The sequence below is a fragment of the Nostocoides vanveenii genome (assembly GCF_039531165.1).
GTDB classification, from domain to species: Bacteria; Actinomycetota; Actinomycetes; order Actinomycetales; family Dermatophilaceae; genus Nostocoides_A; species Nostocoides_A vanveenii.
In genome coordinates this window covers 38608-53673 of record NZ_BAAAPN010000105.1, presented here as the reverse complement: position 1 = coordinate 53673, position 15066 = coordinate 38608, and the positions used below count along the sequence as shown (strand labels likewise).

Genomic DNA, 15066 nt, shown 5'->3' with positions numbered 1-15066 from the left:
AACTGCTGCTAGAAGGGTTTAGGGACGGGGGGCGTCAGGCGAACTTGAGGCGGTAGCCGGCGGCGCGGAGCGAGGTCAGGACCGCCTGGCAGTGGGCCGCGCCCTTGGTCTCGACCTGGACCAGAATGTCGACCTCGTCCACCATCAGCGTCGGGTCGGTGCGCATGTGCTCGACCTCGATGACATTGGCATCGGTGGCCGCACAGTCGGAGATCAGCCGGGCCAGCGAGCCGGGCCGGTCCGGCATGACAACGCGGAACTGCAGATAGCGGCCGGCTGCGGCCATGCCGTGACGGATGACCCGAAGCATCAGCATCGGGTCGATATTGCCGCCCGAGAGCACGACGACGATCGGGCCCGACCAGGCCCGGTCGGCGGCTTCATTGATCAGGGCGACGCCCGCGGCGCCGGCCGGCTCGACCACGAGTTTGCTGTGCTCGAGCAACTGGAGCATGGCCCGGGACAAGGACGCCTCGGACACCGTGTCGACGCGATCGACGAGTTGCCGGATGACCTCGAAGGGCACGGCGCCGGGCAGTCCCACCGCGATGCCGTCGGCCATTGTCGCCATCCGCTCGGCAGCGATCGGGTGCCCCGCGGCCAAGGACACCGGATAGGCCGCGGCCGCGTCGGCCTGGACACCGACCAGCGTCACATCGTCCCGTTGGGCCTTGATCGCCGTCGCGACGCCGGCGAGCAGGCCGCCGCCCCCCAGGCTCACGACGACCGTCCCGACGTCGGGGCACTGCTCCAGGATCTCCAGCCCGCACGTGCCCTGCCCGGCGACGATGTCGGCGTGGTCGAAGGGGTGGATCAGGACGGCGCCCGTGTCATCGGCATACGCCCGGGCGGCGACGAGCGACTCATCGAGCGTCGCGCCGATCTGCTCGACCTCCGCGCCGTAGGCGCGCGTGGCGTTGAGCTTGGGCATCGCCGCGCCGACCGGCATATAGACCTTCGAGCGGATGCCGAGGGTGGTCGCCGCGAGCGCGACACCCTGCGCGTGGTTGCCAGCGCTGGCCGCGACGACGCCGCGTGCCTTTTCCTCCTCGCTCAGCCGCGAGATGCGCGTATAGGCGCCGCGGATTTTGAAGGACCCGGCGCGCTGCAGGTTCTCGCACTTGAGGAAGACCTGGGTGCCGACCTTCTCGCTGAGGGTGCGCGAATACTCCAGGGGGGTCGGCCGGATCAGGTCGCCGAGCGCCTCGCGTGCCGAGCGGATGTCGTCGAGCGTGACCGTCGGGAGCGTCGCCATGGTGCGCACCTTAGCCCTCGGCGAACACCCGTGGGGTCAGTGCGTGAGCGAGCACGTCAGCGCGGCGGCCGCCTGCGGATGATCCTGCGCGAGCAGGCCCGCGGCGAAGAGCACGTATGCCGTGTCCACGCCCGCCACGGCCCGGTCCGGGACCGGCCACCCCCCGCCGTGATCGGTGAGCAGGGCACCGAGGACCTCGCGAGCGGCGGCGGGGTCGGCGTGGCGCAGCACCCCACCTGACCCCATGACCAGCCCGACATCACGCAGGGCCCGCGGCGCCTGACCGGGACGCACCGGGCGAGCGTGGCGGCGGACGGCGATCACCGCCGCGAGGCGGGCGAGTTCGAGTTCGCATTTCCATTCCGCCGGGGACGTCGGGAGGTGCGCGATGTCGGCGGCGACGGATTCGGCATACGGGCGCAGGTCGTCGGTCACGGGCAGGCGCTCCCGCTCGGCGGCGTCGAGCACACCGCCGGCGCTCCAGCGCATGCCGAGATCCGCTTCGACGGTGCGCGCGACCCGCGGCGTGGGCGAGACATCGCGGACGATCTCGACGTCCTCACCGGAGGGGATCAGCGCCGAATAGACGTCCGTGGTGGCGCCGCCGATGTCGACGACGAGCGCATCGCGGCCCGTGGCGGCCGCGAGGACCTCCACGCCTTGCAGCACGGCATCGGGGGTCGCCCGCCGCACCAGGCCGGCGAACTCCGGGCCGCGGGAGAGCTTCTTGCCGCCGATGACATGGGTCAGGAAGACCGAGCGGATGGCCGCGCGCGCGGACTCCGGAGCGATCTCGCCGATGCGCGGCAGAACGTTGTCGGCCGGGACGACGGTGCGCCTCGTGCGCGTGAGGATCTCGACGCACTCGACGCGCGCGTCGGCATTCCCGGCCAGCACGACCGGCATCGCCACGCGCGCATTCGCCAAGCGAGAGGCGTTGTGCCGCAAGACATCCGCATTGCCGCCATCGGTCCCGCCGACGAGCAGGATGACATCGGGGCGGGCCGCCCGCAGTGCCGCGACGTCCGGTCCGGTGAGCCGGCCGGCGTTCACGTGGACCACGCGGGCACCTGCCGACAGGCCGGCCCGATAACCGGCGAGAGCGGTCACCGACTCCTCATAACCGACGACCGCGAGCCGCAAGCCGCCACCGGCGCTGGAGCAGACGAGGAGCGGCGCCGCTGCCGAGGCGCCGAGGTCGGCCACCACGGCATACAGGCCGGTGAGGACGTCACTGGCGACGGTCGTCGGCCGCGCTGCCGAGCCCAGCACCGCGCCCGAGTCGAGGTCGACGCGCAGGCCCTTGGTGAAGGTCGACCCGACGTCGACGCAGATGGCGTCACTCATTGACTGGGCAGTTCCCGCCAGCGCTCGACCATGGCGTCGATGTCGACCAGCGGCGCCACAATCGTGGCCGATTTGGGGTCGCGCGCGGCGAGCCGGTCCAGACGCACGCGGTCGTTGTAGTCGGCGAGCACCGCGCGGACGCTGGACTCGGTGCGCAGGTCGGCCAGCGCCCCGGGGAACCCCGCCGCCTCGCGCCGCAGGGAGATGACCGCGGGCAGCCCGCCCGCGAAATCCAGGCCCTCGCTGCGCATCTTCTGCTTGATCCACCAGTCCGGGTCATCGCCGGAGCCGAGGTCGAGCGGCCGGCCGGCGCCCTTGAGGTTGTCGAACTCCCCGCGCTCCTGCGCCTCACGGATCATCCGCTCCACGAGCGACTCGTATGGCTGCACCCACCCAGCGTAGGGACCGACACACGGTTGCCGGCGCGGGAGGGAACTTCGCCCGGAGCCCGGGCGTCCCTGAAATAGGGAAACAACAGCGGGAGTGCAACACAACCGTTACCCGCCCGAGCGGCCCGGGCCGCTCAGCCAAGGGGCAGCATTGGCCGGATTGCATCACCACCTCGTGTCAGTGCTCGGTTGAGGTGGGAAGGAGTGATCGGCATGGGACGTGCACGACGGGCGCGCAAGATCGCGGCCACAGCGGCATACGGGGGCGGGGGCCTCGCGGCCACAGCGGGTGCGCTCGGCGCGCTCGGATACGGTCTGATCAAGGTCGAGGCCGCCATGGCGCGCAAGATCGTCGGCCAGCCGTTCGAGGGCGCGCCGCAGGACGAAGGGCGGTATGGCGCGGGCGCAGGTCGCGTGTATCGCCTCCTCGTCCTCGGCGATTCGTCCGCGGCCGGGATGGGCGCGGACACCGGCGCACAGACGGTCGGGGGCATCATCAGCACCGGCCTGGCTGCACTGACCGGGCGGCCGGTGGAACTGGTCAATGAGGCCGTCATCGGTGCCGAATCACAGGATCTGGAGCGGCAACTGGCCAATGCGCTCGACCGCTCACCCACCCCGGACGTGGCCGTCATCCTGATCGGCGCCAATGACGTGACCCACCGGATCGACCGGACCACCGCCGTGCGTCACCTGGAACTCGTCGTGCGCCGGTTGCGCGGGTTGGGCGTCGAGGTCGTGGTCGGGACCTGTCCCGATCTGGGGACGGTCGAGCCGATCCCCGTGCCACTCAAGCACCTGGTGCGCCGGTGGAGTCGGGATCTGGCCGCCGCGCAGACCGTGACCGTCGTCGAGGCCGGCGGGCGGACCGTCTCGCTGGGCGACCTGCTCGGCCCGGAGTTCTATGCGTCACCGAAGGAGCTGTTCAGCCAGGACCAGTTCCACCCCTCCCCCGCCGGGTATGCCCGTGTCGGCGCGGTCCTGCTGCCGACCGTATGCGCGGCCCTGGGCGTCGCCGGGCGCGACACCGCCGACCGACGGCCGGAGCCGGCGCGAGGCGAGTTCGTCGAACCCGTGGCGGTCGCCGCCGGACAGGCGGTGCTCGATCCGGGCACCGAGGTCAGTGGGACCGATCTGGCCGGCGAGGCCCGCGGGCCACGCGGCCGGTGGGCGGTGCTCCTGCGCCGTCGGCAGACACCGGTTGCCGTCGATCAGGAGAGCCACGGCGACGGCCCGGACGCCTCGCCGCCGGCCGATGCCCACCCGAGTGGAGCGGAACCGCGTGGGCGGGGCGTGGACCCGTCCGCGGCGGCCGAGGTGAGCGCGGCCCGCAACGGGTCGCCGAACTGACGCCACGCCGGCAGGGGCACCGGTCACCAAGGGCGCCCGTGTTCTCGACAGGGTTTGGTTGCACTCTCGAGGGCCGGGGGCGGGCGCTGCGCGACGGGGGGTGGCTCAGGGCAGGGAGCGACGCAAGGTGGCCAGGTCGGCGGCGGCCAGGGCAGGGTCGAGGGCGTCGGTCGCGAGGGCGTCATAGGTGACGACACGCAGCTGGTCCACGACCACGGCCGGCCCGAGGTCGGGCAGGGGGTGGTCCGGGTGCACTAGATCGGCATACCGGCTCGCGAGCGCGTGCACCGCGAGCGCCGAACCGGCCGCCCGGGCCAGGTCCAATTGCGCCCAGCGGCGTCCGACCCGGGTCAGCTCGGCGTCGACCTCGGCCGGCCACGCGAAAGGGGCAGACACGACCGCGCCGGGGCCTGGCGAACCAAGCCCCGGCGCGGGACGGTGAACGGGCGAGGTCACTCGCTCCGCAGCCGCGCGAGCAGCCGCAGGAACTCGATGTAGAGCCACACCAGGGTGACAATCAGGCCGTGCGCGAGCAGCCACGAGTACTGCGCCGGCGCGCCACTGCGGACGGCCTGGTCGATGGAGTCGAAGTCCAGGGCCAGCGAGAGCGACGCGAGACCGACGGCGAAGAGCGAAATGGCGATGCCGAGCCCGCCGGTGCCACCGAAACCGAAGGGCGTGTCGGAGATCATCGCGAAGATAAAGTTGACGACCGCGAAGATCGCGTAGCCGAAGATCGCGAGCGTGATGATCCGGCGGAACTTGCTGGTGACCTTGATCAGGCCGGACTTGTAGGCCAGGAACATGCCGGCGAAGGTCGCGAGCGTCGCGACGACCGCGGTGCTGACCAGCCCAGGGCCGAAGGCGTCGTTGAAGAAGTTGCTGACCGCGCCGACGAAGAGGCCTTCGAGCACGGCATACGCCAGGATCAGCGGGACGCTGATGGTCTTCTTGAACGCGATGACCAGGCCCAGGATGAGGGTGCCGATCATGCCGCCCATCCAGAACATGCTGCCCAGCGCCTGGTTGCGGTCCGAGACGATCCAGCCGAAGGCACCGGTCGCCAGCACGATCGAGAACAGGATCAGAGTCTTGACGACGACGTCGTCCATCGTCACCCGGCCGGTCTGCAGCGGGCCTGCGGACGGCCGGTTGTACATGTCCTGCAGGTGCGCGTCGGACACCGGCCCGTATGCCTGCGGGTAGCCTTGGCCGTATCCCTGCTGGGGGGCGTTGCCGAAGCCGGCATACCCACTGCGGGAATCCTTCTCGATCCGGTCGAAAACCGGGTTGCTCGCCATGAGTGCTCGTCCTCCAAAGACAGCAGCGGCGACCCGAGCGGGTCGCACGTCGTTAGATCAAGCGTAGGACAGCTCCTGTTTTGTTCCCTACGAGCGCCGTCGGCTCAGGCAGGTCTGTGATGGGACCGTGACCGTCACACGGTGCCCCCGACGGGAGTCGAACCCGCACCTGGAGCGATTTTAAGTCGCCTGCCTCTGCCATTGGGCTACGAGGGCGAATGCAGGATAACCAGCGTGGGCCTGGCCCGCGCTGACACATCTCGTCGGGCGTCACGCGTGCCCCTCGTCTAGGGTGGCGGGAAGTAGCCACGACGATTCGTCGCAGACACCTCCGCGCCGTGGGTTCACCGCTGTCGGCTCGCCGTCCGTGTCGGACCCGATCGCGGCGGTCGCTTCGAGTCCGGCGCTGGCGCAATCACGAGGGGGTCACATGGACGAACGCACCGCCAATCGCCCGCGTGGCCGGCGTGGGCCGGCACCAGGCACGTCGCGGGGCCCGCGACTGCCACGCGCCGAGCGCGAGGCGCAGCTGATCCAAGTCGCGGAAGAGATCTTCAGCGTCCATGGCTATCACGGCACGACGATGGAGGCCGTTGCGGAGGCCGCGTCGGTCACCAAGCCGGTGATCTACGACCTCTTCGGTTCCAAGGACGGCCTGCTCGCCGCGTGCCTCGCCAAGACCCGGGCGGAGCTGTTCGCCCTGCTGCGTGAGGCGTGGCGCGGCCTGACGGTCAACGACTTGGAGGCCGGCTTCCGGATCGGCATCCTGACCTTCTTCCGCTTCATCGACACGCACGCCGCACTCTGGCACCTGATCGCCGTCGAAGGTCCGTCGAGCCCCGGGGCGTACGAAACGATGCAGGAGACCCGGCTGCTCCACGCGCGCGAGATCGCCGCAACCTTCAACTCGCTGCCGAGCCTGTCGAAGATTCCGCCGGTCTTTGTCGAGGGTCTCTCCGAGGGCGTCATCGGTGCGTGTGAGCGCGTGGCCGCCTGGCGCAGCACGCGGCCGGACGTGACCGCAGAGTTCGCCACCGAACTGGTGATGATGATGACCTGGCACGGGATGAGCCAGTTCGTGGAGCAGTTCACCGCCAGCCCCTGAGGACGCCGGCAACGGGTGCCACCGGTCGCGGCCCGTCGCGACGGTCACCGGCCGCGCGTCGGGACAGAAATGTCAGCGCGGCAAGAGCGAGAGTGCGATCCCGTCGAGGATGTCGTGCTCGGAGGTGACCACCGGGATCGGGCCGGCCAGCTCGGTGACCCGATCGATCACGGCCCGCCAGACCAAGGCGCCCCCGCCGATGACGTCGACCCGGCCGGGATGCATGAAGGGCAGGTCGGCCCGGTCGGCCCGCGTCATGGCCAGCATGTCGTCCGCCGCGGCGCGTGCCAGGTCCGGCTGCAACCGCGAGAGGTGGATGCGCTCCGGCTGATAGGACGGCAGCACCAGCGCGTGGGCGGTGACCGTCGTGACGCTGCCGGCCAGGCCCACGAGCGTGCGCGCGCGGGCCATCGGGACGGCCGCTACGGCCACGTCCAGGGCGGCGTCGACATCTGCCCGGGCCTCGGCGATCTCGGCGTGGGTCGGCGGGTCGCTGCGCAGTTGCCGCTCGGTGATCCGCACACAGCCGACATCAACCGAGATCGCCGCGTCGACGGACTCGGTGCCGAGCACGAACTCCGTCGACCCACCACCGATATCGACGACGAGATAGGGCGAGCTGATGCCGGCCGCGCGCAGGTCACCCGTCGCGCCCTGGAAGCTCAGGGTCGCTTCCTCGGATCCGCTGACCACCTCGGGACTGACACCGAAATCGGCGAAGGCGGCCTCGACGCCGGTGACGAAGTCACCCGCGTTGCTCGCGTCGCGCGACGCGGAGGTGGCGACGAAGCGGACGGCGTCCACGGCATACGTGCGGCACTGCTCGGCATACTCGCGCGACATCGCGAGCGCGGCGTCGATGCGCTCGGGGTCGAGCCGGCCGGTGCGATCGACGCCCTGGCCGAGGCGGACGATCTCCATCCGGCGCACGAGATCGCGCAGGCCGCCGGTCGCCGGATCGACGTCGGCGATCAGCAGGCGGATCGAGTTGGTCCCACAATCGACGGCGGCAACGCGCATGGGCTACTCCTTGGTCGTGGCGCAGGGCGAGGTCGACCACCACTGTGGCAGTAGAGCGAGCGCTTCGTCGCCGAGAGGATTGACCCCCGGCCCGGCGGCCAGGGCGTGGGCGACCAGAACGTGCAGGCATTTGACGCGCGTCGGCATCCCACCGGCCGACACGCCCTCGATCTCGTGCACGTCACCGAGCTGCGCGCGGCGCCGCAGATAGTCCGCGTGCGCCTTCTCGTATGCCGTGGCGAGCTCGGCGTCGTCGGCCAGCCGCGCCTCCATGGCCCTCATCACCCCCGCGGATTCCAGGGTGCTGATGGCCGCGGTCAGCCGCGGACAGGTGGCATAGAAGGTCGTGGGGAACGGCGTGCCGTCGGGCAAACGGGGGCGGGTGCGCACGACATCTGGCTCGCCGCACGGGCAGCGATCGGCGATATCGAGCACGCCCCGCGGCTCGCGACCGAGCTGCCAGGCGACCGTGGCGATGTCGGCCGGGTCGGGGGCGGTCATCCCGCCGAGCGCTGGGGGTTGTCGGCGGTCTTGACCGACTCCCATAGCTGGCCGTACCACGGGTGCGTGCTTGCGGTCGCGGCGTCGAGCACGGGATCGGCGGCCTTTGAGGTCGGAACCGCGTCGGCATCGATGAGGCTGTAGGCCTTCTCGCCGACCTTGACGAACTTCAGCCGCTGGCGCGCCTGCTGCTCGACATAGGCCGGGTCGGACCAGAGCGCCTTCTCCTTCTCCATCGCGGCGACGTCTGCCCGTTGCTTGGCGACATGCGCCTGCAGCGCGGCGATCTCGCCACGCTGGTCGACATAGGTCTTCAAGGTCGGCCCGAGCAGCAACAAGAGCATCAAGGCGACCGTCAGCGCGCCGATCACCCGTCCGACCGTGACGGTCGAGCGCCACTGCGCGACCTCGGCCGGCGTCTCCGTTTCCGGGCGCGGCCGGGCGGCCGGCCCGCGTCCTTTGGGACGCGTGGCCGGGCCGCGACGGGGACCGGTGCTCGCCATCAGCTCTGGGCGGCGAACCGCGGGAAGGCGCCCGCGCCGGCATACAGGGCGGCGGCGTCGAGCTCTTCCTCGATGCGCAGCAGCTGGTTGTACTTGGCGACGCGCTCGGAGCGGGCCGGGGCGCCGGTCTTGATCTGGCCGCAGTTGGTCGCGACGGCGAGGTCGGCGATGGTGACGTCCTCGGTCTCGCCGGAGCGGTGGCTCATCATGCAGCGGTAGCCGGCGCGGTGGGCCATGTCGACGGCGTCCAGGGTCTCCGAGAGCGAGCCGATCTGGTTGACCTTGACGAGCAATGCGTTCGCGGTGCCCTCGGCGATGCCGCGGCCGAGGCGCTCGGGGTTGGTGACGAAGAGGTCGTCCCCGACGAGCTGGACCTGGTCGCCGAGACGCTCGGTAATGGCGTGCCAGCCCTCCCAGTCGTCCTCGTTCAGCGGGTCCTCGATGGAGACCAGGGGGTAGGTCTCGACCAGTCCGGCGTAGTAGTCGATCATTTCGGCGGCGCTCTTGGTGCCGCCCTCAAAGGCGTAGGACCCGTCCTTGTAGAACTCGCTGGCGGCGACATCGAGCGCGAGGGCGATGTCCTTGCCGGGCTCGTAGCCGGCGCCCTTGATCGCCTCGATGATCAGGTCGAGCGCGGCGGCGTTGGACTCCAGGTTGGGCGCGAAGCCGCCTTCGTCGCCAAGCCCTGTCGCCAGGCCTTTGGCCTTGAGCACGGACTTGAGCTGGTGGTAGACCTCGGCACCCCAGCGCAGCGCCTCGCGGAAGCTGGCCGCGCCGATGGGGGCGATCATGAACTCCTGGATGTCGACATTGGAGTCCGCGTGGCTGCCGCCGTTGAGGATGTTCATCATCGGGACCGGGAGGATGCGCGCGTTCGGGCCGCCGATGTAGCGGAAGAGCGGCAGGCCCGCGGAGTCAGCGGCGGCCTTGGCGACGGCGAGCGAGACACCGAGGATGGCGTTGGCGCCGAGCTCGCCCTTGTTGGCGGTGCCGTCGAGGGCGAGCATCTCGTCGTCGATCAGGCGCTGGTCGGCGGCGTCGAAGCCGTAGAGCTTGGGGGCGATCTCCTCCATGACGGCGTCGACGGCCTGCTCGACACCCTTGCCGAGGTAGCGGCTCTTGTCGCCGTCGCGGCGCTCGACGGCCTCGAAGGCGCCGGTCGACGCGCCGCTGGGGACGGCCGCGCGGGCGACCGTGCCGTCGTCGAGGCCGACCTCGACCTCGACCGTGGGATTGCCGCGCGAGTCGAGGATCTCGCGGGCGACGATGGCTTCGATGCTGGCCACAACAGGCTCCTACATACGTGGGTGGTGGACTTGCCTCCCAGCGTAGTGGAGCCCGTATGCCGCCCGGCGCACCGCCGCGCTGACCGCCACCTTCCGATCGGGTCGGCAACCGGCCGTCTCGGGGTGGGCACGGGGCGGGCTCGGGGCGGCCACGACAATGGCAGCGTTCTGTTCCCGTTGCAGGGTTTGTCGCCGTCAGCGGATGCCGAGGCTGTCCAGCACGGCGCGCAGGCGCGCCCAGTCCTCCAGGTAGCTGACGACGGGCGCCGTGGTCGGCTGCCCGGCCGTCTGGAGGCCGCCTCCGGACGTCGTGGTGACGACCACGCTGCCGCTGCAGGGCTGGGGAGTCAAGGTGATGTTCCAATGACGCGAGTCCAGGACGACCCGCGAGCCGGCGTCGGGGGAGCGGACACAGGCCCGGGGCGTCGACCGGCGGCGCGGGTACCAGGAGTTGAGGGCGTCGACGAAGGAGGTGACCTGGCGCGGCGTGAGCGCGCGGGTGCGTGGGTCGACAGCGCCCGAGGCATCGACAAGGTCGACCGATGCGCTCACAACGCCGTCCGCGCCCACGTGGACCGAGCGCTCCGGCCGCCACGAGGTGACGACCTCGACCTTGACGAGGCTGCTCCGGCTGTCGGGGACGACGGCATACCGCAGGTGCAGCGCGGTGTGGGCAGCGGTGCCGGTGCGCTGGAAGCTGAGGCTGTGCACGGTCGCGCCGTTGGGCAATTCGTAGCTGCTGTCGTCGGAGAGAGCCATCCCGGGCAAGCCCGCCGTGCGCAGCCGGTCCAGCACCTGGGCGACCGGTTCGTCGCCTGTCGGCCCTCGGCCCGGTAGACGAGATTGCCGAAAACGCTCTGGAGGGTCTCACCGGCCGCGATAGTCACATCGGTGCGCTGGGCCCCGGCGGGGAGCCGGGCGATAGCGGCAGCCCGGAGCTGCTCGACGGCGGCTTCCGAGCTGGTGCGGTTCGCGGCCGCCTCGGCCTGGGCGAGGACCGCCGGATCGATGTCGGTGGATGTCTGCGGCGGCGGATATGCGCCACGGGTTGCGCCCGATGTCGGTGCCACGCTCGCCCCCGATGGCGCCGGCCGCATCTGCGACCAGATCACCCCTCCCCCCCAGGACCAGTGCACCGGCGACACCGGCGGCCAGCAGGACCCGGGTCCAGCGGCGCCGCGGTGGCGCGTCGGCGACGGTGGCCGCCAGCGCCTGGGCGCGCTGCGGGTCGGGGTGAGCGGCATACGTCTCGAATGTCGTGCGGAGCAGGTCCTCGAGGTCGGTGTCGGTGGGCGTGGTCATCTCACATCTCCTCCCGGGGGATGCCGGCCAGGTGGGTGCGCAGCGTCGCGAGGGCGCGGGCGGCATTGGAGCGGACGGTGGACTCGGATGAGCCGAGGGTCGCGGCGATCTCGTGGTCCGGCATACCGGCGTAGTAGCGAAGGAAGCGTGGCGCGCTGTTTGGGCGGGAGTGCGGCGAGGTGCTGCCAGACGGCGCCGAGGCGCTCCGGGGCGGTGGGCGGTGCCGGCGGTTCGGTGGCGAGGGCGACGAGTCGAGGTCGGCGAGTCGCGCGCCGGCGGCCGGAGAGGAAGGTGTTCAGGAGAGCGCGACGCAGGTAGGCCGTGGGCGCAGCCATCTCCGCAATCACAACGGCGTAGCGCTGGGTGGCGAGCAGGGTGTCCTGGAGGAGGTCCTCGGCGTCCGGGGTTGTTGCCGGTCAGCAGATAGGCCAGACGGAGCAGAGCGGGGGCCGCGGTCGTGACGAGACGGTCGTAGCTCTGCTCGGTTTGCACGCTCACACCCTTCTCAACGCTGACCGGGCGTGTTTCGCTGCATGCGCGTGGTTAAACCCTCGTATGCACGCGAAGTCTTCCGGTGCATATCAGGGGTTTGTGGCATCGGGCGGGAAATCTGGCCGCAGCCGTGCCACACTCGCTGGGTATGGCGGGAGTCGAGTCTTCACAGGTCATCAGCGCATTGACGCGGCGCACCTTTCTCGGGGGGACGGCCGCGATCGGCGGGCTGGGGGCAATTCCCGCAGCGGCGGAGGCACTGGATGTCGCGGCCGGGTCGGCGCACTGGCTCGGCGACCGGTTCTGGGGCAACCGGCTCCAGGACTGGCTGGTGCGAGCCGGGCGGATGGAGTGCGTGGCGGCCACCGGATCAACGGTCGGGCGCACAATCGCGGTCCTGACCCACGAGATCCAGGGCATGTCCTTCGATCTGTCGGTGCGCACGGGCACAGTGACCCTGGGGAACGGGCTGTCCGGCTTCGTGGTGGGCACCGGCATACCGGGTGAGGATGCGCGCCGCCGCGCGCTTCTCGGCTCGGCGAGCGGGATCGGCGGCGGGCTGATTGCCGCGGTCGACCAGGGCGGCGCGGTGGGCTTCCGCGACCATACGGCTGAAGGCGATCAGTTCCTGTGGCAGCAGCTGCCGGCGAGCGTCGTCGGTGCCGCGCAGCCGAGGACGGCAAGCGAGGACCTGACGCTGCGGTTGACCTGCCGGCCAGTGTCCGCCGACGCCGTGACGCTGAGCCTCTCGGTGGCGGCGACCGCGTCCGGGGAGGTGCGCCAGCGCGCCACGCTCGCGAGTGTGCCGTGGGCGCGGGTGCGCGGCGGGATCGCGCTGATCTCGAGTTCACGCGACGGCTCCGAGGCCCGTTACTGGCTGACCGGGTTCACCGCGAGCGGCGTGACCGTGATCCCTAACCGGGCTCTCGGGCCGGTGGTCGGGACGCTCTTCACCGCGGTCGGCGGCACGCTGCGGATGACGGTGCAATTGATGCCGTTGGATCCGCGGACGCTGCCCGGCCTGAGTCTGGAGGTCCAACGCGCCGGTGTCTGGACCCGCCTGGGCACCAGCACGATCGGACCCGGCTACACCGCCCTGTTCTATGCCAAGGGGATCGATACGTCTGCCCCCACGGGATACCGGATCGTCGGGAGTGGTCAGGTGCTCTACGGCGGGACGATCCCGGCGGCACCGCGGGCCGGGCTGCGCGTGGCGAGCCTCAACTGCCTCAAGGCGAGCCACCGGCCCCTGGACTCGGTCACCCCGTGGCAGGCGCGTTTGCCCGGCAGCGTTGCGCTCGATCTCTACAGCAAGCGCAATATCTACTTCCCGCACAACGAGATCATGGCCTCCATCGCCGCCCAACGCCCGGATCTCCTTGTGGCGCATGGGGATCAGCTCTACGAGACCTCACCCACGGCGAAGGACAAGGGCCCAGCTCCGGAGCTGGACTTCCTCTACAAATTCCTGCTGTGGCACTGGGCCATGCGCCCACTTACGCAGCGGCTGCCGACGATCGTGCTCACCGACGACCACGATGTCTACCAGCCCAATCTCTTCGGGGAGGGCGGCATCGCGACGACCGATCCGAAGACCGGGGGCTATGTCAATGCCGCGAGCTGGGTCAACCTGGTGCAGCGCATGTCGAGCTGGCACAACCCGGACCGCTTCGATCCCAGGCCGGTCGCGCAGGGGATCACCGTCGGTTATGCCGCATTCGCCTACGGCGGAACGAGTTTCGCGATCGTCGAGGACCGCAAGTTCAAGAACGGGCCGGTAGCTCCGGGCGGCGGGGCCCTCGAACTCCTCGGTGCCCGGCAGGAAACCTTCCTGTCGACGTGGGCGGGGATGCACGCCGGGATGCCCAAGGTCATCTTGACCGGATCGACCTGGGCGTGCGTGCTGACCAATGCCAATGGCGCGCCGCGCGCGGACCCGGACACCCACGGCTGGCCGCCCGAGGGGCGGGCGCGGGCAGTGCGCCTGGCCCAGGCCGCGCATGCCCTCATCGTCGCCGGCGACCAGCACGTGGGTCACCTGGTGCGCCACGGGATCGCGGGCTTCGCCGATGGGCCGCTGCAGTTCACCCCACCCGCCGGGTCGAGCAGCTTCCAGCGCTGGTTCGCGCCGGCGGCGGCGTTGCCCAATCCGGGAGATACGCCGAACACCGGCGACTTCACCGATGCCTTCGGCAACCGGGTGCGGGTGCTCGCCGTAGCCAATCCGAAGTTCACGCTGAAGGAGTTGTGGCAGTACTACCCGCCGCCGAGCCAGGACTTCGGTGATCGCGGCTTGAAGCGCGAGGGCTTCGGGCTGCTGGTCTTCGACCACGACGCCAAGACGGTGCGCATCGAGTGCTGGCCCTGGCATACGGCCGAATCCGGGGCCGAGCAGTATGCGGGGTGGCCGGTGACCGTGCCCTACTCGGCGCTCTGAGGCGCGGCGCGGAGGGCACCCTCGGCGAGCAGGTATTGCGCGGTCGCGTAGGTCACCATGACCGCGGACTCGAGCCAGGCCGGTGGGTCGGTCAGGGCGAACTGCCCGATCCCCAAGAGCGTGTCGGAGGCGAGAAAGGCGAGCCCGCCGGCCGCTGTCGCCCGCCGTGCCGCGATCGGCACGGACGGTGCGAGATTGCCGGCATGCGCAGCCATCGCCGTCAACAGAGCGGCATAGGTCAGGACGCCCGGCCCGAGGACAGGATCCTGCTGGGCGGCGCCGACGGCGAGGACGGGCCCGGTAGCGGCAAAGGCCAGCGCGGTGGCCCCGCCGATCGGTGTGCGCCAGACCCGGGCCGCCCGATGGCGGCGGAAGCCGGAGAGGTAGGACGCCTGCCCGGCCGCAAAGGCGCCCATCCCGGTCAGAAAGGCGCTCGTGCCCGAGCGCAGCAGGGAGAGGTCACCGATCCAGCCCGCCAGCTGCGCCACGCGGGTCGGGCGGCCCAGCGGCGAACGTCGGCCGCGAGGATCGGCCGCAAAGGCGGCCGCGAGAACGGGCATGAGCAGGGGCTTGGTAACCAGGCGAGCCTGGTGCGCACGCGGACCTCCGCCGCCGGCCAACACGGTGTCGGCCGCGGCCACCACGGCATACGTGATCGTCAACGGGCGGACCAACGAAGGGCGCGGCATACCGCGAACCATATGCCGCGCGCCCCCAGGCAGACGACGCGCGGTTGCGCGCCCGCCCACCCCCGGATAATGGCAACGTTTGACCGCAC

15 protein-coding genes, 1 tRNA gene and 1 pseudogene are annotated in these 15066 nt (G+C 70.8%); 3 read left to right on the top strand and 14 right to left on the bottom strand.

Annotated features, from left to right (window positions below; all coding sequences use genetic code 11):
- Positions 1 to 34: 34 nt before the first annotated feature.
- The 3 genes from ilvA to ABD209_RS18475 are packed head-to-tail and all read right to left on the bottom strand — an operon-like array spanning position 35 to position 2991.
- Positions 35 to 1255 (bottom strand): threonine ammonia-lyase, encoded by a 1221-nt coding sequence (gene ilvA, locus ABD209_RS18485; RefSeq protein ID WP_344069197.1) that lies wholly within the window; start codon positions 1253 to 1255, stop codon positions 35 to 37.
- A gap of 36 nt (positions 1256 to 1291) precedes the next feature.
- Positions 1292 to 2602 (bottom strand): glutamate mutase L, encoded by a 1311-nt coding sequence (locus ABD209_RS18480; RefSeq protein ID WP_344069194.1) that lies wholly within the window; start codon positions 2600 to 2602, stop codon positions 1292 to 1294.
- The gene (locus ABD209_RS18475; protein ID WP_344069191.1) at positions 2599 to 2991 is read right to left on the bottom strand and encodes a DnaJ family domain-containing protein; all 393 of its coding nucleotides are present in this window, start codon (positions 2989 to 2991) and stop codon (positions 2599 to 2601) included. Before ABD209_RS18475 ends, ABD209_RS18480 begins: the two co-directional genes overlap by 4 nt.
- A 213-nt stretch (positions 2992 to 3204) precedes the next feature.
- Between ABD209_RS18475 and ABD209_RS18470 the strand changes: the two genes are divergently transcribed.
- Positions 3205 to 4341 carry an SGNH/GDSL hydrolase family protein gene (locus ABD209_RS18470; RefSeq protein ID WP_344069189.1) on the top strand — a complete coding sequence of 379 codons (1137 nt, stop codon included), beginning with the start codon at positions 3205 to 3207 and terminating at the stop codon, positions 4339 to 4341.
- Positions 4342 to 4446: 105 nt separating this feature from the next.
- Here the strand turns inward: ABD209_RS18470 and ABD209_RS18465 are convergent, their stop codons facing one another.
- The 3 genes from ABD209_RS18465 to ABD209_RS18455 all read right to left on the bottom strand — a co-directional run bounded on the left by ABD209_RS18465 (position 4447) and on the right by ABD209_RS18455 (position 5858).
- Positions 4447 to 4737, bottom strand: a complete 291-nt coding sequence (locus ABD209_RS18465) for a hypothetical protein (RefSeq protein ID WP_344069186.1) — start codon at positions 4735 to 4737, stop codon at positions 4447 to 4449.
- 56 nt (positions 4738 to 4793) lie between these two features.
- A complete protein-coding gene (locus ABD209_RS18460) occupies positions 4794 to 5642 on the bottom strand; it encodes a Bax inhibitor-1/YccA family protein (protein WP_344069183.1) in 849 nt (282 codons plus the stop codon).
- A gap of 142 nt (positions 5643 to 5784) precedes the next feature.
- Positions 5785 to 5858 (bottom strand) — tRNA-Leu (locus tag ABD209_RS18455).
- A gap of 214 nt (positions 5859 to 6072) precedes the next feature.
- On the opposite strand from ABD209_RS18455, the gene ABD209_RS18450 reads away from it, so the two are divergent.
- The gene (locus ABD209_RS18450) at positions 6073 to 6747 is read left to right on the top strand and encodes a TetR/AcrR family transcriptional regulator (protein ID WP_344069180.1); all 675 of its coding nucleotides are present in this window, start codon (positions 6073 to 6075) and stop codon (positions 6745 to 6747) included.
- A gap of 72 nt (positions 6748 to 6819) precedes the next feature.
- On the opposite strand, the gene ABD209_RS18445 is transcribed toward ABD209_RS18450, so the two are convergent.
- From ABD209_RS18445 to ABD209_RS18415, 7 genes and pseudogenes are all read right to left on the bottom strand, one after another.
- Positions 6820 to 7767, bottom strand: a complete 948-nt coding sequence (locus ABD209_RS18445) for a Ppx/GppA phosphatase family protein (protein WP_344069177.1) — start codon at positions 7765 to 7767, stop codon at positions 6820 to 6822.
- Between the two features lie 3 nt (positions 7768 to 7770).
- Complete coding sequence (locus tag ABD209_RS18440) at positions 7771 to 8268, bottom strand: DUF501 domain-containing protein (protein WP_344069174.1); 498 nt, start codon at positions 8266 to 8268, stop codon at positions 7771 to 7773.
- The gene (locus ABD209_RS18435; RefSeq protein ID WP_344069171.1) at positions 8265 to 8771 is read right to left on the bottom strand and encodes an FtsB family cell division protein; all 507 of its coding nucleotides are present in this window, start codon (positions 8769 to 8771) and stop codon (positions 8265 to 8267) included. The genes ABD209_RS18440 and ABD209_RS18435 overlap by 4 nt, the downstream gene beginning before the upstream one ends.
- Positions 8771 to 10057, bottom strand: coding sequence for a phosphopyruvate hydratase (gene eno / locus ABD209_RS18430; protein ID WP_344069169.1), 1287 nt, complete (start codon positions 10055 to 10057; stop codon positions 8771 to 8773). Before eno ends, ABD209_RS18435 begins: the two co-directional genes overlap by 1 nt.
- A 195-nt stretch (positions 10058 to 10252) precedes the next feature.
- Positions 10253 to 10852 (bottom strand): hypothetical protein, encoded by a 600-nt coding sequence (locus ABD209_RS18425; protein ID WP_344069166.1) that lies wholly within the window; start codon positions 10850 to 10852, stop codon positions 10253 to 10255.
- Between the two features lie 72 nt (positions 10853 to 10924).
- Entirely contained in the window at positions 10925 to 11359 is a 435-nt protein-coding gene (locus ABD209_RS18420; protein WP_344069164.1) for a hypothetical protein, read from the bottom strand.
- 1 nt (position 11360) lies between these two features.
- Positions 11361 to 11489, bottom strand: a pseudogene (locus ABD209_RS18415) (hypothetical protein); the annotation flags it as partial.
- A 510-nt stretch (positions 11490 to 11999) separates the two neighbouring features.
- Here ABD209_RS18415 and ABD209_RS18410 point away from each other — a divergent pair.
- Positions 12000 to 14288, top strand: coding sequence for an alkaline phosphatase D family protein (locus ABD209_RS18410; protein ID WP_344069161.1), 2289 nt, complete (start codon positions 12000 to 12002; stop codon positions 14286 to 14288).
- Here the strand turns inward: ABD209_RS18410 and ABD209_RS18405 are convergent.
- On the bottom strand, positions 14273 to 14977 hold the full coding sequence (locus tag ABD209_RS18405; RefSeq protein ID WP_344069158.1) for a lysoplasmalogenase family protein: 705 nt from the start codon (positions 14975 to 14977) through the stop codon (positions 14273 to 14275). The genes ABD209_RS18410 and ABD209_RS18405 overlap by 16 nt on opposite strands.
- Positions 14978 to 15066 lie beyond the last annotated feature (89 nt).